The organism is Paenibacillus sp. 1SOY10 (genome assembly GCF_056836745.1).
In genome coordinates, this window is the sequence record NZ_JBXENK010000011.1 from 1 (window position 1) to 17118 (window position 17118).

Below are 17118 nucleotides of genomic sequence, written 5' to 3' on the forward strand. Positions count from 1 at the left end.
CCTCCGTTAGTTTTATTATCTTTTTCTCTTAACGAGGTGTCCACTTTTTATTCTAGCTCTACTTTTCCCGTTAATCTGGTCTGCAAAGTCATTTCCAATAGAAGAGTGGTGAACAACCGGAGCTTACTACCGGTATGAGCTTACACTCGCTGTTTTCACTCCATAACAGCTCTCCAGCTATGCGTTCACCCTACCTCTAAAACTTCGGCAACGGGTCCGTAAGCTCATGCCAGTTGCCCTGCATTTCTGCATCCGTCAGCAAAGCCTCATCCAGACTGCGGGTAATCCGTTCGCGATCCAGGCCCACACCGATGAAGACAAGCTTGGTAATTCGATCTCCCCAGACCTCGTCCCAGTCGGGCGTCTTGGGATATTCACTGCCGAAATAAGCGAGTCGCTCTTCTTCCGATAGCGCCGCCACCCACAATCCGGCTGGCGAGAGCTGGCGGGATACCCCGGCCTGACTGAAGGAGATCGCCAAATTGTTGCGCGTGGCAATCCACATCAGTCCTTTGGAGCGCACCACTTCCTTCGGCCATTTGGCCAGCCATTGCAGCAGCCGCTCGGGGTGGAACGGAATCTTCCGTGCATATACAAATGAATTGATTCCATATTCCTCGGTCTCCGGCGTGTGATGCCCCTGTTGCAACTCCTGTATCCATCCCGCCGATGTACTGGCTGCTTCGAAATCGAACAGATGCGTATTCAGGATCTCCATCGGATCTACCTTGCCATGGCTGGTACGAATCATTTTGGCTCTCGGCTGCAAGCTTCGCAAGGCCTGCTCCAACTGGTCCAGTTCAGCTTCGCTCACCATATCGCATTTGTTGATAATCAAGACGTCGCAGAATTCAACCTGATCAATCAGCAGGTGGACAACGCCTCGGGTATCCTCTTCCCCCGCCTGCTGGCTGCGATCCCGCAAAGTCTCCCTGGTATGGTAATCCTGCCAGAAATGATAAGCATCCACGACCGTCACCATACAGTCCAGCCGGGTCAGGCTCGATAAGTCGATTCCTTGCTCCTCATCTACATAGGTAAAGGTCTGAGCCACCGGCAAGGGCTCCCCGATTCCCGTCGATTCGATCAAGATATAGTCAAATCGCTTCTCCCGCGCCAGACGCTCCACCTCCTGCAGCAAATCATCCCGCAGCGTACAGCAAATGCAGCCGTTGGACATCTCGACCAGCTTCTCTTCCGTACGACTTAAGCCTCCACCATCGCGAACCAGATCGGCATCGATGTTGACTTCACTCAGATCATTGACAATAACCGCTACCCTCAGCCCCTCCCGGTTATTCAACACATGGTTCAGAACGGTCGTCTTGCCTGCGCCCAAATAGCCGCTCAAGACCGTCACCGGGATTTTGTCCTCCTTCTTCACCTCTCGAACGGGTATGTTCATGCCTGATGCAGCTCCTTTTTTTCTGGATTTGTCGGAAAAACCCTCTGCTTGCTGACTTGGCTAGCCACTAACATTGACAGTTCTCTTCGCAACAGCTCAGGTCAGTCAGCATCATCCGTTGACGGGCGTATTCTTCCAGTGCCTTGGTATCCAGCCCCAACCGGCTGGCGATCTCCCCAGCGACCACACCAAAGCGTTGTCTGAATTTGTAAATGAAGCAGAAGATCAAATGCTCATGACGCACACTCGGTCCGGCCACGAATAACCCCGGCGTCGCCGTCGATTCGTCAAACTCATTCAGTCGCACCGCACCCGTCTCATCCTGCTCAAACAAATCAGCGATCAGGTTCAGGCTGCCCCGAAATCCAGTTGCCAGAATGGGTGGGGTAGGGGTCTTCAGTATGCGAGTTTCTCCGGAGTGCCCTTCAACATAAACCAGATACCCGTTATGATCCTCGGCCGGTTCAATCCAGCCCACTTCGTAACCTGCCATCAGCTCCACCTGACCGTCCGGGATGTCTCGCAACCGATCCTTGGTAAAGGGAGACAGCTCCATACTCGGATCACTGCTACCCTTTGCCGTCCAGCGAGCATTACGGTCAATGATCGTTATCTTCCGGCCAAGCCGGGCCAAATGTATTGCTGCATCGGCACCACTTTCATAGCCCCCGATAATCAGATGCTCCTCACCCTCCAAATCTCCCCAGGTCCGAATCAAGCTACTGTGGACTGCATATTCGGCACCAGGAAATCCACCTAATTCGGGGTACTGGAATTCGCCCGCCGCCCAAATAACGTATTTACTGCGCATCGTTCCTTCTGAGGTCTCTAACACAAAACCTCCGTCCGGCTGGGAATGTATCGCTGTCACATCAACCCCGGTCCGTACCGGAAGCTGCTTATATTCGGCCACCGCCTGCAAATATTGCGCGTACTGCTCACCCGAAGGATGCTCCGTCCCCAGCGTATACGCCGGGGAGGTGTTCAGGCTCACCGCATTAAGATCAAGAATGCCATACGCATTCCCTGTAAAGGAAGGCGTGATCATGCGCATTTCCTGAGGCCACATCCGAAAGGATGCTCCAATGCTTCCGCGCTCCACAATCGTAAACCGGGGGACATTAAGCTCCTGCAGCAAGCACCCCAAGCCAATGCCCGCCGCACCGCCGCCTACAATGATACAATCCCAAGCTTCTTCCATGATATCTGTCCTCCTCTCACGTTCCTGCCGTCCAATATTGCGGCTTATATTCTGTATAAGCCTCCTGCAAATGCTGCCCGGACAGCGCACCGTCCTCGATAATGGCCTTACGCTTGGCCTTCAGCACAATTTGTTCCATGTCGGCAAAGCTGCAACCGTCCAGCAGCTCGGAAGCCGTCTCATGCATGGGCTCCACTTGCTCAAACCCATCCAGCAGCAGGGTGAGAAACTCGCCCCTCTGCACATCATCCGGCATCGCATAAGTCATCTTCGTATCGAAGCGCCGCCAGACGGCCTGATCCAGTTCCTCTTCCAAATTGGTGGCCGCCATAAAGATGCTATTGCCCTCAAATTCATCCAGGCATTGGAGCAGCGTGTTGACCACCCTGGACATTTCCTTCACCTCATCATTGTTGTCCCGCGTTCGACCAACCGCATCGAACTCATCCAGGAACAACACGCAAGGCGTGGTTTTCGCGTAATCAAACACCTTGCGAAGATTGCTTCCCGTCTCTCCAAGGTGACTATGGATGATAGCATCCAGCCTCACCAGGATCAGCGGAAGACCCAATCGGGCAGCAATGTAAAAGGCTGTCAGCGTCTTTCCCGTTCCCGGTGGCCCAAACATGACGATTTTGTTCGGAATTGGGACTTCATAATGCTCGAACTTCTCCTTCATCCCTATGATGGTAATGAACTCTTCCACGATTTGACGGTTCACCGGGGCAAATACAATCCGCCTAACCTTGCGCTCACACTCCTTGGGGGTATAATAAGTCGCCACATCCGTTCCCTTCGACCGGGGTAAGCGAAAATTCGTATTTTTCTTGTTGCTCATCTATTGGCTTCTCCTTTTAGAAAGCAGGGACCATGGGGTCCTGCTTTTAATCCACTCACACTAGCTCAGCCTCGTCCAAATCAGCTACAGGCCAAAATAGGCCGTCCGCATCCAGCTCGACCTGCTCCAGCTGGCATTCAAAGTCCGGTGTGGGCAAAATCGATGGGACTCGCTCCCAGCTCTCGACACCGTTCCGGCCGTACACCTGCCACTTTCCTCGTTCCAGAACAAATCGGGCAACCGCTATGCCATGCCACTTCCGACCTTGTGTGTCGGGTCTTTCTTCCATCAGGGTCAAGCCCTCAACATTCCACTCATAGGTCAAACGAACAGAGGAACGCACCTCACGCGGAACCTTTACTGCTATGTAGCCCTCCAGTATCCGTTCAACCCTGCGCACCGTCAGTTCATCCACCTTCGCTTCCAAAAGCCATTGCATTCTCTACGTTCCTCCTGTCAGCCTGGAAATGTAGTTGGTTAATATTTAAAACTTTTTATTTAATAGTAATTTTTACGATTTAACTCAGTATAATAATCTTGGCTTTTCCTTGTCAACTGTTAGCTAACGATTGATGGAGCCTCTCTGCCCACTTTTGTTCGCTTAACCCGCTTGTTATTTGTACTTATTACGATTAAAATGAAAGGCGAATCTTTTATATTTACTAATGAAGGAGCCTCACCTCATGTCATCGCTTCCTAACGGTCTTGCTAACGATCTGCTTACCTTCAAGACCATATTTATCAGCATCTTTCTCGAAGCTCTTCCATTCATTTTGCTGGGGGTGTTGTCCTCCTCCCTGGTGCAATTGTTTGTCTCGGAAAAGTTAATCTCACGTCTGGTCCCCCGAAATCCCGTACTTGGCATTCTGTTCGCCTGCTTCTTCGGCGTGTTGTTCCCGATTTGCGAATGCGGCATGGTGCCGGTCATTCGTCGCCTGATCGCCAAGGGCATGCCTGTGTATATTGCCGTTGTCTTTATTTTAAGCGGGCCGATACTCAATCCTGTCGTCTTCTTTGCTACATATACCGCATTCCGTAGCCGTCCGGAGGTCCTTTACTCCCGCATGGGATTGGCCTTTCTCGCTGCCTTCATCATCGGGCTGATCGTGTACCGCTTCATCCGTTACCAGCCGCTGCGCTGGAATTTGGAATCCCTATACCAAGAGGACGAAAATCGCAGCTTGCAGCATCAGGGCTGGACGGGAAAAATCACTTCGTTGTTCATGCATATGTCGAATGAGTTCTTTGAAATGAGCAAATATTTGACGCTGGGTGCCCTAATTACCGCACTGATTCATACCTTTGTAAACACTGGACAACTGATGGCCTACGGTAATGGCCCGCTGTCCTCTCACCTGATGATGGGGGCATTCGCCTACATTCTGTCAATCTGCTCAACTTCGGACGCCTTTGTGGCCTCCTCCTTCACGGGGACCTTTGCCACCGGCTCACTGATCACCTTCCTGGTGCTTGGGCCGATGCTCGACTTCAAAGGAACCTTGATGCTATTGTCCGTATTCAAGACCAAATTTGTGATGACGCTGGGAGCTATCATTCTAATCGTGGTGCTCGCGCTCAGCATCGGATGGGACCAATTGTTCCTTAGATCATTCTCGTAAAAAGGAGGCTCGCCCTATGAACAGCAAACCACAAACCGCCACCGCAGTTCATTACAGCATCAGAACGGTCATTCTGCTAGGCATCTCCGTCTACATTGCCTACCTGGTCGAGACCAACAGCCTTCAGCTCTATATTGGCGAACGCATTCGGCCGTTAGTTAGTGCATCTGCCCTGTTGATATATGCCTTGGCCGTCATTCAGGGCTTCCTGGCCTACCGAACTTATAAGGGATCTGTCGTAGAGTGCGACTGCTGCAGCACACCTCCGGCCAAGTCATGGCCTAGGGCCGGCTTGCTTTACGGACTGATTGCTCTCCCGCTGTTGTTGGGCTTCCTGCTCCCTGATACCGTTCTGGGCGGTTCCTTTGCCAGCAAGAAAGGGATCATCCTTAGCGCGGTTGCTCCCGCCTATGGCGGTGGACCCGCTCAGCCGGCACAGCCCGCTCAGCCTGCGGCTGCTATGGATGATGATACTGCCGAATCAACGGAATCGACAGATGAGGGGGATGGCTCCGTGAACAACGAGGCAACCATCACCTCCCCGCCCACCGAAGCCGATCTGGACCAACTGTTCGTGGCCGAGGACGATTTCAGCCGCGATCTGGCTGTATTGGCCAAGCGCCTTTATGTCCTGCCAATGATCGAGGTAAGACCCGACATTTATATGGAGGTACTCTCTGCCATCGTTTCCTTCAAAGAGGCCTTTATGGGTAAGGAGATCGAGATTAACGGGTTCGTTTATCGGGAATCGGGTCTTCCAGATCATCAGTTCGTCATCGGCCGCATCGCCGTCCAATGCTGTACGGCTGACGCTACGCCTTACGGGGTGTTAGCGGAATACGAAGGCGCACCCGAGCTTAAGAACGATACTTGGATGAAGCTGAAAGGCACGATCGGAGAAGCGGAATATAACGGCAATGTCATCATCAAGATTGATGTATCCGAGTCCAGTGTCATTGAAGCTCCGGACAACCCATATATATATCCTAACTTTGATTTTCTGAATGCATCGGTAGATTGAGAGATTAACAGGTAAGGAGGGAGTTAAGAGATGAAGACCCCGGTCATTATTCTCAGCGGCTTCCTGGGCAGTGGCAAGACCACGCTGCTCCTGGAGCTGATTAAGCAGGCTTATGGCAGACAACTCAAGCCGGCCATTCTCATGAACGAGTTAGGCAAAGCGGATGTGGATGGCCGTATTCTGGCAGAAGCGACGAAGGATGTACCCCTGGAGAAGTTGTTTGACGGATGTATTTGCTGTAGCAAAAAAAGCGAGATTACAGGTTCATTGGAAGGATTGCTGGCTCTCGCTCCCGATGTAATTATCGTAGAACTCACGGGAGTTGCCAATCCTGAGGAAGTTGTAGATGCCATGGCCGAGCCTGAGCTTCTGGATAAGGTGCGCCTTCATCGAATCGTGACGGTTATTGATGGCGAGAATGCGCTGGATTACAACAGCATCTTTGCCTCTGACAAGCAGCTTGTTCATACGCTGCGGCGGCAAATGAGCGTAGCTGATCTAATTCTGCTCAACAAAACCGATCTCATCTCTCCAGCTCAGCTAACCAAAGTGACGCAAATCATTCGCAAGCATAATGATACAGCTTCCATTTATAATACCGTACAGGCAAAAATCGAGGGAGATTTCATACTGGGTGGGCTGCTCCCGCTCCAGCTTTCGGCAAGGTCTACCAGCCGACTTAAAGTCGTATCGGGGGCACACCAGCACCAGCATCATCATAGCACCCCAGGTGCCGCTCATAGGCAGGGGAAGGAACAAGATCATCAGGACAACGCCTCCTTCTCCCGCATTCAGAGCATTTATCTCCCGGTCATCCACTCTACGGCCTTTTCGTTAAGGGAATTGGGGAAATTCCTCAAGGCCCAAGGAAGTCAAGTCCTTCGGGCCAAGGGGTATCTCCCGGTAAGCGGCTCCCGCGATGCCACGCTGATCCAGTATGCCGGCAAGCAGCTCCGCTATGAGTCCAGCACCTACCGGGGGCCCCATTATCTGGTGGTCATCGGCTATGAGCTGAATGAGCAGAAGCTGCTGGCCCAATGGACAGCATTGAAAGGCTAGTGTATCTGGTCTCTAGAAGTCAATCATCGTCAGGCCTTGGTCCGTATCCAGTAATTCAAAGTGGTTCTTGGCAAATCGAATGAGTCCATCCTCCGCCATACGCTGCAGTTCCCGGGATAACGCGCTACGGTCCACGTTCAGGTAATCCGCCAAATCGCTGCGAGAGAACGGAATGTCGAAGGCAAGAGCGTTGCTCTTCTTGGCTTGCAGACTAAGGTAATGCATGATGCGGTCCCGCAGCGATTTGTGGGAGACGATGTCCAGCTTATGATACATGGAACGGTTATTCTCCAGCAGTAAAGCCATCATATTCTCAATAATGCGCCCCCGCAGCTTACAGGTTTGCAATCCGGGGCGCACAATCTTATGAATCCGGATGAACAAGATTCTGCATGCCGCGCCAGCTACCGCCTCATACCCGCTGTGCTCGCGCGTCGTTCTCAGTGCAGTCTCCCCCAGAATGTCCCCCGCTTCCAGTTCCGAGAAGATCAGGCGCATGCCCGAGATGTTCTCCTTGCATAGTAGCACCTGCCCGCTCAAGATAATTCCCACCGCATCCAATACCTCATCAGACCGAAAGATCACTTCTTTTTTAGCAAATTCCTTCACATTACCTTCAAGACAATTCACGGCAATCAACACTTCATTCCCCGTAAACCCTCTGAACAAGGCCGTCTTGCCAATAATATTCAAGTCCTGTTGCATCCCTATTCACCTCCTGTTGCCATAGCAACAGAATTATGCTGCCGCTTCTGCTACAATTCACTAAATGAGAACCATTCTCAATATATATCATTATATCAGATGAAGGCCAGCCTTCAATAGCAGCAGGGAGGAAAAGCATGAACAAACTACCAACCCATACGGTATTCGATTTGAAGGAATTTATAGATATCAAGCCGGGACGAATAGCGAGCCGCAGTCTGTCACTGCCTAACTTCTCTTCGTCTACCGCTCAAGAGGGCGTGCTATATGCCATGGATCAGGAGGAAACGATCAGTTCGGAGACCTCTCCCCTGACCCGACTCGTCCATGTGTTGGAAGGAGCACTGGACATGGTGGTCGAACAACAGGCCTGCCACTTGCGGGCCGGAGATTCACTTGTTATTCCTGCGGGCACCTGGCATGAATTCGCTGCACCCACAGGCTGCAAATTTTTGCAAATCTCATATTGAATTAGGAGGCAAACCCTATGCAACAAGGTCAATTTATCAAGAAGCTCCCCGTAGCCGAAGTCATCGATTTGAAGACTATCATTTCCGTGGAAGAGCAGCAGGTATCGAGCCTGACGCTTGTACAGCGCCCAGACCTGGCTATGACACTATTATCTCTGGACCAAGGAACTTCGATCGGAGGACATTCCTCACCTGGTGATGCTATGGTCCAAATCCTGTCCGGACAATCCGAGATCACCATCGGTGACGAGAAGTACACGGTACGCGCCGGTGAAACCATCGTTATGCCCGCTAATGTACCGCATGCCCTCTACGCAACAGAGGCTTTCCAAATGCTGCTTGTGGTCGTCAAGCCCAATTCCTAAAGGAGGAGCCTACGTATGAAAAGAGAAGTCGGCCATAATTTTCTCGCCAAATTAGGCAAGAAGCGTCTTCGTCCAGGGGGTGTCGTCGCTACCGATTGGCTGATCCGGAACGCCGGGATCACCAAGAACAGCCGTGTGCTGGAGGTAGCCTGCAATATGTGTACGACCTCCATTCAGCTAGCCAAGCAATACCAATGCCATATCACAGGCATCGATATGGACGCCAAGGCTTTGACGAAGGCGAGACAAAATATCAAGAATGCCAAGCTGGAAGCCTTGATTGAGGTACAGCAGGCCAATGCCATGAAGCTCCCCTTTCCCGATGCCAGCTTCGATGTGGTCATCAATGAAGCAATGCTGACCATGTTAAATACCGCAGCCAAAGAGAAGGCGGTTCGCGAATATTACCGGGTGCTGAGGCCAGGTGGTGTGCTGCTGACGCATGATATCACCTTTACTAAGGAGCATATGCATGAGCTGCTAGCTGAGCTGCGTGAAACGATCCATGTTCAGGTAGATCCACTGCTTGTGCCAAGGTGGGAAGAGTTGTTCCATGGGGTTGGCTTTGCCAAGGTGACTCACGAATCGGGGGATATGTCGCTCATGAAGCTGAGCGGGCTAATTCGGGACGAGGGAATCTGGGGGACGTTGCGTATCTTGAAGAACGGCTTGAAGAAAGAGAATTTCCCTCAATTCAAGAAGATGTATTCCTTCTTCAATACCTCGGGCAAGGACCTTCAATATATTGCCGTATGCAGCCGCAAGCCAGATTAAATTGACAGATCTAAATATCGCTAACTATAGAAGACCGAAAGGATACCAGCCATGAAGCTTAAATTAATCCAACCTTACAACTACATTCTTGCCTGCGTAATGCTTGGCTTGGTTTTGATATTGGGTGCATGCAGTACCCAGAACAATATGGCTCAGGAGGAGAATGCCCAGGGCCCTGCAACAACGCAGTCTACGGAAGTAGCCGCAACGACAGAGTCTGCCGAGCCAGTCACATTGACTGTAGGTGGACCGCCTTCTCCTCCCTCATTGCCTATCCTCAGAATGATCGACTCCAAGGCGATGGGCGAATCTGTGCAGATGGATTTCAAAGTATGGGAGACCATGGATACGTTAAATGCCTTGGCTAATGACGATAACGTAAGCTTTCTTGCTCTTCCCCTGAATAATGCTGTCATTATGTATAACAAAGGCATGGATCTTGCGTTGATGAACATCAATACCTGGTCCGTCATGGGTATGGTCACCACCGACGCCAACGTGCAGGATTGGGAGGATTTGAGAGGAACCACGTTGTATGTCCCGATGAAATCCTCGCCTGTCGATTACATTACTCAAACCTTCCTGAAGCAGCATGGACTGGTTCCAGGAGAAGATGTTACGCTGCAACACACTCAAATTGCCGAGGGCGCTCAGTTACTGCTGTCTGGCAAGGCTTCTACGATTGTCAGCATTCAGCCGCAAATTACAGCCATTCAGATGAAGAATGACCAGGTACGTTCTATTGCAGATTATAAGCTGGAATGGCAGCAAGTCACGGGGCTGGAGACGGATTTGCCAAATGCCGGTCTGGCTACCAAGCAAGCTGTCATTACTAATGACCCCGAACTGGTCGCACGCTTCCAGGAGGAATATGCCAAGGCCCTTCAGTGGACGCTCGACCATCCCAAGGAAGCAGCTCAATTGGCCCATCAATACCTGAAGCTGGATGCCGCCGTAGTAGAGCAAGCCATCCCCCACATGGCACTGGATTTCGCTTCCGCCTGGGAGAGTAAGGATGTCTTGACCAAGTATTACGAAACACTGTTTGATTACAGTGAGGATAGCATTGGAGGCAAGCTTCCGGATGAGTCGTTCTATTATCAGCCTTAGGCAAAGGGGAACGGCCCTTCTGCTCCTGTGCTTGATATGGCAATTGGCGGCTCTGCGCATGGATCCCTTTATCCTGCCTGGTCCGCTCGATACCTTCCGGGCCTCCATCGCTTATTTAGGGCAAGGAGATTTCTACTACGCCGTCTGGCGTACCCTGGTCAAGCTTGTAATAGGCATGCTGGGCGTATTGCTTGTGGGTGGAGGACTTGGATTGATCATAGGCCTGCGGCCACGCTGGAAGCCTTATGTCGAGCCTGTTATTGATATGATGCAATCCGTCCCGCCTATTGCCTGGCTAGGCATCGCCATCATCTGGTTCGGGCTGACGGACATCCCATCGATTTTCATTATCGTGTTATCTACGATTCCCGTACTGTTCACTAATCTGTATGAAGGCTTCCTTGACATCGATCCGAAGCTGCTCCGCATGGCTCAGGTGTTCAACGTACCCCGCCGAAAGGTCCTGCTCCGCGTGGTGCTTCCTTCCCTCAGTAGCTACTTAAGGGCAGGGATGATTACCTCGGCAGGGTTAGGCTGGAAGCTGGCTGTAATGGCTGAATTGCTAACCTCTGGGCAAGGCATCGGAGGGCTATTGTCGGAGGCCAGAACGAATCTGGACACAGGTAAGGTTTTCGCTTTAGCCTTGTTCATGGCTGTGCTCTGGAACATCATCAAGTGGCTGATGACGGGAATATTTCGTAGCAGGACCCGCCGAACAACTCAATCCAATGAATAGACAGGGAGGCTGCACGCTCACATGATCGTACACCTGCAAAACGTAGCCAAAAGCTATTCAGGCATGCCGGTGCTGCACCATATCAATCTTGCCGTAGAACAACGGAAAATTATTTGCGTGCTAGGTCCCTCGGGAGCCGGAAAATCCACCCTGCTCCATATTCTTGCCCAAACACTGCCTGCGGATGAAGGAGTGGTAACCGTGGACCCCGGACTGAAGGTATCCTATGTCTTTCAAGAGGATTGTTTGTTACCTTGGTGCACAGTACGGGAGAACATCGAATTTGTTCGAAAAGAAACCGAGTCAGACGACATATCTACTCTGCTACATGATGTTGGGCTCGGTTCATACCAGGACCATTACCCGGATCAACTGTCTGGAGGCATGCGCCAACGCTGCTCCATTGCCCGGGCCTTCCATTACGGCGGCAACCTGCTGCTCATGGACGAGCCATTCCATTCTCTCGATTACCATCTTCGCTTCGACTTGGTGCAGAAGCTCATAGCTCTATGGGAGCGAAGCGGCTGCGCCATCATCATGGTGACGCACGACATTGACGAAGCCTTGCTGCTGGGGGACGAAATCGTGATTCTCTCGGCAAAATCACATACCATCGCCCAGCGGATTGCCCTGGGCTCGCCCCAACGGGAACGTTCGCTCAAGGATCTTCATTTAATGAAGGTACGGGCCGATATTTTGGAGCAACTCTGCTTGGTATAGTACAAATCAAAAAACCTCCCTGATTAAGGTAAAGCCCGCTCATCGTCCTGGCGGATTTTTCCTAGTAGGGAGGTTTTATTTCATTCAGTCAGTCAAGCCGAGGATCGTTCCGTTTACCAGCTTGCCTTCTTCACTCCAGGAATTTTCCCTTGATGGGCAAGCTCACGGAAGACGATCCGGGATACCTTGAACTTACTCAGATAACCGTGGGGGCGGCCTGAAACTCCGCAACGATTATGCAAGCGTGTAGGAGAGGAATCCCGGGGAAGTTTTTGCAGGGCAGCATAATCCCCCTTTTCCTTCAACTCCCGGCGCTTCTCCAGGTATTTTTCTACCAGGGCCTGCCGTTTCAGCTCTTTTACAACCTTTGATTTCTTAGCCATGTTCCATCCTCCTCGTAGTTGGTCATTTACGGGCACATTCGCCGCATATTCCATGAATTTCAAATTTGTGCGATACAATTTCAAAGGCCTCTGGCGGGGAAACCCCGCTGTCAATCGGGCAAAAATCCAGCGGATACGTTCTGTCGCACTTGAGACATATGAAATGGTGGTGATGATGTTCCGGCCCGCAACGTAGCTTGAAGCGAACCCCTTCGGGAAAATCAAATTGCTCGATAAGATCAATCTGCACCAGCAAACGCAGGTTGCGATACACCGTATCGAAGCTTACTCCGGGAATATGCTCAGAAATATAATTATGAACCTGGCGTGGCAGCACAAAGCCTGTGGAAATGGAGAACAGATCAGCAATGAATCGGCGCTGTGCTGTGATGCGAAGACCCTTATCTGTCATTGCTTGCACCATACGATCTCGCTTATTTTTCATCTACTCCATCTCCTTATTGGCGTTGATGCTTTTTTCCAGTTCAGGCTATTCGTTTAACGCAGCCTTCAGGGCTTCCAGGTTCTGCCGCATCAGTGCCAGATAGTCGTGCTGACTGCTGATGTCTTCTTCTGTTAACCCTTCAATCGGGTTAAGGACGGCCGACTTGGCTCCAATCTCGGAGGCAATCGTATCCGCCACACTGGAGGACACCAAGGTCTCAAAGAAGATCGTCTTGACGTTATGCTCCTTGGCAAAATCCACAATCTCCGCCATCTGGGAAGCGGACGGCTCCTGCTCCGGCGATAGTCCGGCAATCGGAACCTGCGTTAATCCATACTGCTTGGCCAAATAGCCAAATGCGGCATGCTGTGTAATGAAGTCCTTCCGCTTGGAGTCCTTCAATCCACCCGTGAACTCTTGATCCAGGGCCTCCAGCTTGGCTACATAAGCATCGGCATTGGCCTTGAAAGCATCCTTGTGTTCAGGTGCAGCTTCCGCCAAGCCCTGCTCGATATTGCGAACTTCCTGAATGGCTAAAACCGGCGATAACCATACATGTGGGTCCAGTCCCCCGTGGTCATGCGCATGCTCGCCTTCTTCATGGGCATGCTCATCTTCCTCATGCGCATGCTCGCCTTCCTCATGGGCATGCTCATCTTCCTCATGGGCATGCTCACCTTCCTCATGTGCATGCTCACCTTCCTCATGCGCGTGCTCGTCTTCTTCATGCGCGTGCTCATCTTCTTCATGCGCGTGCTCATCTTCCTCATGCGCATGCTCACCTTCTTCATGCGCGTGCTCGCCATGATCATGGCTATGGCCTTCGCCCTCCATAATCTCCAATCCTTGGCTGGCCTCGATTACAATCAGATCCGTATCAGCCACGCTATCCAGCACTTGCTCGATCCAGCCCTCCATACCTGCCCCGTTGTAGACAAGGACATCAGCATCCGTAATTTTGGCCATATCCTGCGGGGTAGGCTCCCAATCATGGGGCTCCACTCCGGCAGGCACCAAATTCTCTACTTCGGCGAGATCACCTGCCACTTGACGGGTAAATTCGTACATCGGATAGAAGCTCGTTTTGACCAGCAACTTCTCGGCACTGGACGGAGCAGGGGATCCCTGATTGCCTTCTGCTCCTGTATTGGCCGCCTGCTTGCCATTCGAACCGCAGCCCGCTACTACCAGCATGGCGGCTAAGGATAATGCGGCCAAACTATGACTCCAAGATTTCATGTTTTATAGACTCCTTTGTTTTAAATTGTTGTTTAACTAGCCTTCCAGCGCCTCGGCGATTCTTCAGCCGCACGATTCGCTGACACAAAATCGTGATCAGCAGGAACACGAGTAAAATGAGTGCGATTGTCCCGCCAGACGGGGTGTCCAGCATGTACGAGACCGTCAGACCGGAGAACACGCCCGTCAAGCCAACCGCTATGGATATGATTACTGCCGACAGAAAACCACCCGCAACCCGCAGCGCCAGTGAAGCTGGCAACACGATCAGAGCCGATACCAGCAGTACGCCGACTACCGGCATGGCAGCCGCTACCGTCATGCCTGTTAACACTGCGAAGGAGAAGGAGAGCAGCTTCACGCGCACACCTGAAATTGCGGCTGTCTCTTCATCGAAGGTTAACTGGTAAAGCGGGCGACGCAGACAAATGAAGTAAATCAAGCCGACCAGCGCCACGGCAGCAATCAGCCTCAATTGAGTGTCACTGACCGCTACGATGGAACCGAATAAATAAGAGCTGAAGCTTTTGCTCAAATTTTGCTGCATACCCATCAATACCACTGCCAGCGCCAAACCGGACGTCATAATAATCGCCACCGGCAGCTCGCTATATGTACGATAGGAGCGACGAAGTTGTTCAATCACAAGGCCTCCAGCCACGGCCACTGCAAAGCCGCTGAGCGCAGGATTGAGATGAAGAACCGAGCCCAGGGCTACCCCCGCGAGGGAGACATGGGAGAGCGTATCTGCCATCAGCGCCTGACGACGAAGCATCAGATACACGCCCAGCAGAGGGGCAATAATACCGATTAGTCCTCCTGCCCAAAAGGCTCGTTGCATAAATTCGTAACCGAACATTGCCATCCTTCATCTTCCTCCCGCTCCAGACTAATCAAGGTGTCGAGATATGGGCTTGCCTCTTCCAGCGCGTGCGTCACCATGATCACGGTTCGCCCTCGCTCGTCTACATCTTCACGCAGCAAGGCATACAGCTTGGCCCGGCTCGCCACATCCATCCCTGTCCCCGGTTCATCCAGAACCAGCACTTGTGGCTCCTGGGCCAAGGCGCGGGCAAGACATACCCGCTGCTTCTGCCCACCTGACAATTCCCCGATCTTGCGGTCCCGTAGCTCCCATATATCCATCTGCTTCAGGGACCGTTCTACGATGTATTCCTGCTCCTTACCGAAGCGGCGGAACCAGCCCAGCTTGGCATAACACCCCGACCGCACAAGCTCGCTAACCTTGCTGGGGAAGCCAGCATTGAAGGAGGACACCTGCTGTGGTACATAAGCTACCGCCAGCTTTCCCCCATGCTCATCAGAGTCGCTAAACTGAACAGAGCCGCTCCAAGGCTTCAGCAATCCCAGCATCAACTTCAGCAGAGTCGACTTGGCCGCGCCGTTGGGACCAGCGATACCGATGAGTTGTCCAGATTGGATATTAAGCGACAAGTTCTCAATTACCGGCTCGCTCCCGTATCCAAACACCACCTCACGCATCGAGGACAATATCATATAACCATCTTCCTTTAAACGTAATTATTACGCATTCACCGGATTATATTATCGTAATAATTACGATTTGTAAAGATGTTTAATTTGCCATCTCTAGTCGCGTGGCCATGGCAATGGATTATTGAACCTGGTCCAGTCCTCCTGCATTTCAGCTTCGGTTAACAAGCAACGGCCAAGTCTGGCTTCAATATCAGATTGATCCATATGAACACCGATGAACACTAGTTCTGTCATCCGGTCCCCCCACTTGGCATCCCAACGCTCTCGAACCTCCGGCTCCTCGGCCAGCACTTCACGTTGCTGCTCCTCCGGCATCGCTGCCAGCCAGTAACCAGCGGGGCCAAATTGAATGGAAGGACCAGCCTGGCTTAAGGTTGCAGCCATATCACCACGGGCCGCAATCCACACCAATCCCTTGGCCCGTACGACTTCTTCCGGCCAGTTGCTGAAGAAATAACTCAGCCGCTGCGGGTGGAAGGGAATTCTGCTACGGTATACGAAGGATCCAATTCCATATTCCTCCGTTTCCGGGGTATGCTCTTCCTTGCCCAGCTCCGAAATCCAGCCGGAAGACATGCTTGTCTTCTCGAAATCAAACAACCCCGTGTTCAAAATCTCCTTCGGATTTACTACCCCATTGACCGTACGAATTAGCTTGGCGGTTGGCTGAAGCTTTCGGAGCACCGCCTCCAGCTTAACCAGTTCATCTTCAGCAACCAGATCGCATTTGTTGAGCAGCAGCACATCACAAGTCTCAATCTGGTCAATCAGCAGGTCTACAATATCACGGTAATCCACATCCGAGACAGCTTGATTCCGATCCAGCAGACTTTCTCCTGAGGCAAAATCATGCCAGAAGCGGTTCGCATCCACAACGGTTACCAGAGTATCCAGCCGGGCGAGGGAGGTTAAATCAATATCCAATTCCGGGTTGGCATAGGTAAAGGTTTGGGCTACTGGAACGGGCTCACTGATTCCTGAGGATTCAATTAGAATGTAATCAAACCGGCCTTCCGCCGCCAGCTTCTGCACCTCAACCAGCAAATCATCGCGCAATGTGCAGCAGATGCAGCCGTTGGACATCTCCACCAGCTTCTCTTCCGTTCTGGACAAGGTATTGCCCGATTTCACCAGGTTCGCATCTACGTTGACCTCGCTCATGTCGTTGACGATCACCGCAACCCGCAGGCCATCCCGGTTATGCAAGACATGATTCAGCAGGGTCGTCTTCCCGGACCCAAGGTAGCCGCTCAGCACGGTGACCGGTATTCTCTTAGTTTGTTGCGCTAGCATAAGATAAGCCTCCTAGCGTGTTTCGCGGTGTAAAGTGTATTTTCTCAAGCGTGGACAATATTTGCGTAATTCCATCCGTTCAGGGTGGGTCTTTTTATTTTTGGTCGTGGTGTAATTCCGATCCCCGGTTTCCGTACAAGCTAAAGTAATAACAACTCTCATTGGTAAAGCATCTCCTTTTTCGTAATTTTTACGATTTAATTATATTACACGTTCA

At 51.7% G+C, this 17118-nt stretch carries 21 protein-coding genes; 9 read left to right on the forward strand and 12 right to left on the reverse strand.

Translation table 11 applies throughout. The features are described from left to right. Positions 1-196: 196 nt before the first annotated feature. From AC1VOR_RS19650 to AC1VOR_RS19665, 4 genes are all read right to left on the reverse strand, one after another. Positions 197-1405 carry a GTP-binding protein gene (locus tag AC1VOR_RS19650; RefSeq protein WP_482620345.1) on the reverse strand — a complete coding sequence of 403 codons (1209 nt, stop codon included), beginning with the start codon at positions 1403-1405 and terminating at the stop codon, positions 197-199. Between the two features lie 67 nt (positions 1406-1472). Continuing rightward, on the reverse strand, positions 1473-2606 hold the full coding sequence (locus AC1VOR_RS19655) for an NAD(P)/FAD-dependent oxidoreductase (RefSeq protein ID WP_482620346.1): 1134 nt from the start codon (positions 2604-2606) through the stop codon (positions 1473-1475). A gap of 16 nt (positions 2607-2622) precedes the next feature. Further along, positions 2623-3444 carry an AAA family ATPase gene (locus tag AC1VOR_RS19660; RefSeq protein WP_482620347.1) on the reverse strand — a complete coding sequence of 274 codons (822 nt, stop codon included), beginning with the start codon at positions 3442-3444 and terminating at the stop codon, positions 2623-2625. A 55-nt stretch (positions 3445-3499) separates the two neighbouring features. Then, on the reverse strand, positions 3500-3883 hold the full coding sequence (locus AC1VOR_RS19665) for a DUF3024 domain-containing protein (protein ID WP_482620349.1): 384 nt from the start codon (positions 3881-3883) through the stop codon (positions 3500-3502). A gap of 244 nt (positions 3884-4127) precedes the next feature. Between AC1VOR_RS19665 and AC1VOR_RS19670 the strand changes: the two genes are divergently transcribed. Genes AC1VOR_RS19670 through AC1VOR_RS19680 form a run of 3 tightly spaced genes read left to right on the forward strand, consistent with a single transcriptional unit; the run spans position 4128 to position 7143 of the window. Further along, on the forward strand, positions 4128-5063 hold the full coding sequence (locus AC1VOR_RS19670; protein WP_482620351.1) for a permease: 936 nt from the start codon (positions 4128-4130) through the stop codon (positions 5061-5063). A gap of 16 nt (positions 5064-5079) precedes the next feature. Beyond that, complete coding sequence (locus AC1VOR_RS19675) at positions 5080-6084, forward strand: TIGR03943 family putative permease subunit (RefSeq protein ID WP_482620352.1); 1005 nt, start codon at positions 5080-5082, stop codon at positions 6082-6084. A gap of 30 nt (positions 6085-6114) precedes the next feature. After that, positions 6115-7143, forward strand: coding sequence for a CobW family GTP-binding protein (locus AC1VOR_RS19680; protein WP_482620354.1), 1029 nt, complete (start codon positions 6115-6117; stop codon positions 7141-7143). 12 nt (positions 7144-7155) lie between these two features. Here the strand turns inward: AC1VOR_RS19680 and AC1VOR_RS19685 are convergent, their stop codons facing one another. Then, the gene (locus AC1VOR_RS19685; RefSeq protein WP_482620355.1) at positions 7156-7848 is read right to left on the reverse strand and encodes a Crp/Fnr family transcriptional regulator; all 693 of its coding nucleotides are present in this window, start codon (positions 7846-7848) and stop codon (positions 7156-7158) included. Positions 7849-7985: 137 nt separating this feature from the next. On the opposite strand from AC1VOR_RS19685, the gene AC1VOR_RS19690 reads away from it, so the two are divergent. Genes AC1VOR_RS19690 through AC1VOR_RS19715 form a run of 6 tightly spaced genes read left to right on the forward strand, consistent with a single transcriptional unit; the run spans position 7986 to position 12023 of the window. Beyond that, positions 7986-8318, forward strand: coding sequence for a cupin domain-containing protein (locus AC1VOR_RS19690; RefSeq protein WP_482620356.1), 333 nt, complete (start codon positions 7986-7988; stop codon positions 8316-8318). A 17-nt stretch (positions 8319-8335) separates the two neighbouring features. Beyond that, a complete protein-coding gene (locus AC1VOR_RS19695; protein WP_059049501.1) occupies positions 8336-8683 on the forward strand; it encodes a cupin domain-containing protein in 348 nt (115 codons plus the stop codon). A 15-nt stretch (positions 8684-8698) separates the two neighbouring features. Next, positions 8699-9457 carry a class I SAM-dependent methyltransferase gene (locus AC1VOR_RS19700; RefSeq protein WP_482620357.1) on the forward strand — a complete coding sequence of 253 codons (759 nt, stop codon included), beginning with the start codon at positions 8699-8701 and terminating at the stop codon, positions 9455-9457. Positions 9458-9508: 51 nt separating this feature from the next. Beyond that, the gene (locus AC1VOR_RS19705; protein WP_482620359.1) at positions 9509-10567 is read left to right on the forward strand and encodes an ABC transporter substrate-binding protein; all 1059 of its coding nucleotides are present in this window, start codon (positions 9509-9511) and stop codon (positions 10565-10567) included. Next, positions 10542-11303 carry an ABC transporter permease gene (locus tag AC1VOR_RS19710; RefSeq protein ID WP_482620360.1) on the forward strand — a complete coding sequence of 254 codons (762 nt, stop codon included), beginning with the start codon at positions 10542-10544 and terminating at the stop codon, positions 11301-11303. The genes AC1VOR_RS19705 and AC1VOR_RS19710 overlap by 26 nt, the downstream gene beginning before the upstream one ends. Positions 11304-11324: 21 nt before the next feature. Next, positions 11325-12023, forward strand: coding sequence for an ABC transporter ATP-binding protein (locus AC1VOR_RS19715; RefSeq protein ID WP_482620362.1), 699 nt, complete (start codon positions 11325-11327; stop codon positions 12021-12023). Between the two features lie 113 nt (positions 12024-12136). Here the strand turns inward: AC1VOR_RS19715 and rpsN are convergent, their stop codons facing one another. The 7 genes from rpsN to rpmG form a co-directional block, all read right to left on the reverse strand. After that, the gene (gene rpsN / locus AC1VOR_RS19720) at positions 12137-12406 is read right to left on the reverse strand and encodes a 30S ribosomal protein S14 (protein WP_059049499.1); all 270 of its coding nucleotides are present in this window, start codon (positions 12404-12406) and stop codon (positions 12137-12139) included. A 22-nt stretch (positions 12407-12428) separates the two neighbouring features. Next, a complete protein-coding gene (locus AC1VOR_RS19725) occupies positions 12429-12851 on the reverse strand; it encodes a Fur family transcriptional regulator (protein WP_482620363.1) in 423 nt (140 codons plus the stop codon). Positions 12852-12896: 45 nt separating this feature from the next. After that, on the reverse strand, positions 12897-14090 hold the full coding sequence (locus AC1VOR_RS19730; RefSeq protein WP_482620364.1) for a metal ABC transporter substrate-binding protein: 1194 nt from the start codon (positions 14088-14090) through the stop codon (positions 12897-12899). After that, a complete protein-coding gene (locus AC1VOR_RS19735) occupies positions 14071-14955 on the reverse strand; it encodes a metal ABC transporter permease (protein WP_482620365.1) in 885 nt (294 codons plus the stop codon). Before AC1VOR_RS19735 ends, AC1VOR_RS19730 begins: the two co-directional genes overlap by 20 nt. Continuing rightward, positions 14901-15608: a metal ABC transporter ATP-binding protein gene (locus tag AC1VOR_RS19740; RefSeq protein WP_482620366.1), complete on the reverse strand. Its 708-nt coding sequence runs from the start codon at positions 15606-15608 to the stop codon at positions 14901-14903. The genes AC1VOR_RS19735 and AC1VOR_RS19740 overlap by 55 nt, the downstream gene beginning before the upstream one ends. A 93-nt stretch (positions 15609-15701) precedes the next feature. Further along, positions 15702-16901, reverse strand: a complete 1200-nt coding sequence (locus AC1VOR_RS19745; protein WP_482620367.1) for a GTP-binding protein — start codon at positions 16899-16901, stop codon at positions 15702-15704. 12 nt (positions 16902-16913) lie between these two features. Next, complete coding sequence (gene rpmG, locus AC1VOR_RS19750; protein ID WP_082672940.1) at positions 16914-17063, reverse strand: 50S ribosomal protein L33; 150 nt, start codon at positions 17061-17063, stop codon at positions 16914-16916. Between the last annotated feature and the right edge of the window lie 55 nt (positions 17064-17118).

Excerpts from the sequence above, each read along its gene's own strand:
- AC1VOR_RS19650 (WP_482620345.1), bottom strand. The coding sequence starts at position 1,405 with ATGAACATACCCGTTCGAGAGGTGAAGAAGGAGGACAAAATCCCGGTG.
- AC1VOR_RS19655 (WP_482620346.1), bottom strand. The coding sequence starts at position 2,606 with ATGGAAGAAGCTTGGGATTGTATCATTGTAGGCGGCGGTGCGGCGGGC.
- AC1VOR_RS19660 (WP_482620347.1), bottom strand. The coding sequence starts at position 3,444 with ATGAGCAACAAGAAAAATACGAATTTTCGCTTACCCCGGTCGAAGGGA.
- AC1VOR_RS19665 (WP_482620349.1), bottom strand. The coding sequence starts at position 3,883 with ATGCAATGGCTTTTGGAAGCGAAGGTGGATGAACTGACGGTGCGCAGG.
- AC1VOR_RS19670 (WP_482620351.1), top strand. The coding sequence starts at position 4,128 with ATGTCATCGCTTCCTAACGGTCTTGCTAACGATCTGCTTACCTTCAAG.
- AC1VOR_RS19675 (WP_482620352.1), top strand. The coding sequence starts at position 5,080 with ATGAACAGCAAACCACAAACCGCCACCGCAGTTCATTACAGCATCAGA.
- AC1VOR_RS19680 (WP_482620354.1), top strand. The coding sequence starts at position 6,115 with ATGAAGACCCCGGTCATTATTCTCAGCGGCTTCCTGGGCAGTGGCAAG.
- AC1VOR_RS19685 (WP_482620355.1), bottom strand. The coding sequence starts at position 7,848 with ATGCAACAGGACTTGAATATTATTGGCAAGACGGCCTTGTTCAGAGGG.
- AC1VOR_RS19690 (WP_482620356.1), top strand. The coding sequence starts at position 7,986 with ATGAACAAACTACCAACCCATACGGTATTCGATTTGAAGGAATTTATA.
- AC1VOR_RS19695 (WP_059049501.1), top strand. The coding sequence starts at position 8,336 with ATGCAACAAGGTCAATTTATCAAGAAGCTCCCCGTAGCCGAAGTCATC.
- AC1VOR_RS19700 (WP_482620357.1), top strand. The coding sequence starts at position 8,699 with ATGAAAAGAGAAGTCGGCCATAATTTTCTCGCCAAATTAGGCAAGAAG.
- AC1VOR_RS19705 (WP_482620359.1), top strand. The coding sequence starts at position 9,509 with ATGAAGCTTAAATTAATCCAACCTTACAACTACATTCTTGCCTGCGTA.
- AC1VOR_RS19710 (WP_482620360.1), top strand. The coding sequence starts at position 10,542 with ATGAGTCGTTCTATTATCAGCCTTAGGCAAAGGGGAACGGCCCTTCTG.
- AC1VOR_RS19715 (WP_482620362.1), top strand. The coding sequence starts at position 11,325 with ATGATCGTACACCTGCAAAACGTAGCCAAAAGCTATTCAGGCATGCCG.
- rpsN (WP_059049499.1), bottom strand. The coding sequence starts at position 12,406 with ATGGCTAAGAAATCAAAGGTTGTAAAAGAGCTGAAACGGCAGGCCCTG.
- AC1VOR_RS19725 (WP_482620363.1), bottom strand. The coding sequence starts at position 12,851 with ATGAAAAATAAGCGAGATCGTATGGTGCAAGCAATGACAGATAAGGGT.
- AC1VOR_RS19730 (WP_482620364.1), bottom strand. The coding sequence starts at position 14,090 with ATGAAATCTTGGAGTCATAGTTTGGCCGCATTATCCTTAGCCGCCATG.
- AC1VOR_RS19735 (WP_482620365.1), bottom strand. The coding sequence starts at position 14,955 with ATGGCAATGTTCGGTTACGAATTTATGCAACGAGCCTTTTGGGCAGGA.
- AC1VOR_RS19740 (WP_482620366.1), bottom strand. The coding sequence starts at position 15,608 with ATGATATTGTCCTCGATGCGTGAGGTGGTGTTTGGATACGGGAGCGAG.
- AC1VOR_RS19745 (WP_482620367.1), bottom strand. The coding sequence starts at position 16,901 with ATGCTAGCGCAACAAACTAAGAGAATACCGGTCACCGTGCTGAGCGGC.
- rpmG (WP_082672940.1), bottom strand. The coding sequence starts at position 17,063 with ATGAGAGTTGTTATTACTTTAGCTTGTACGGAAACCGGGGATCGGAAT.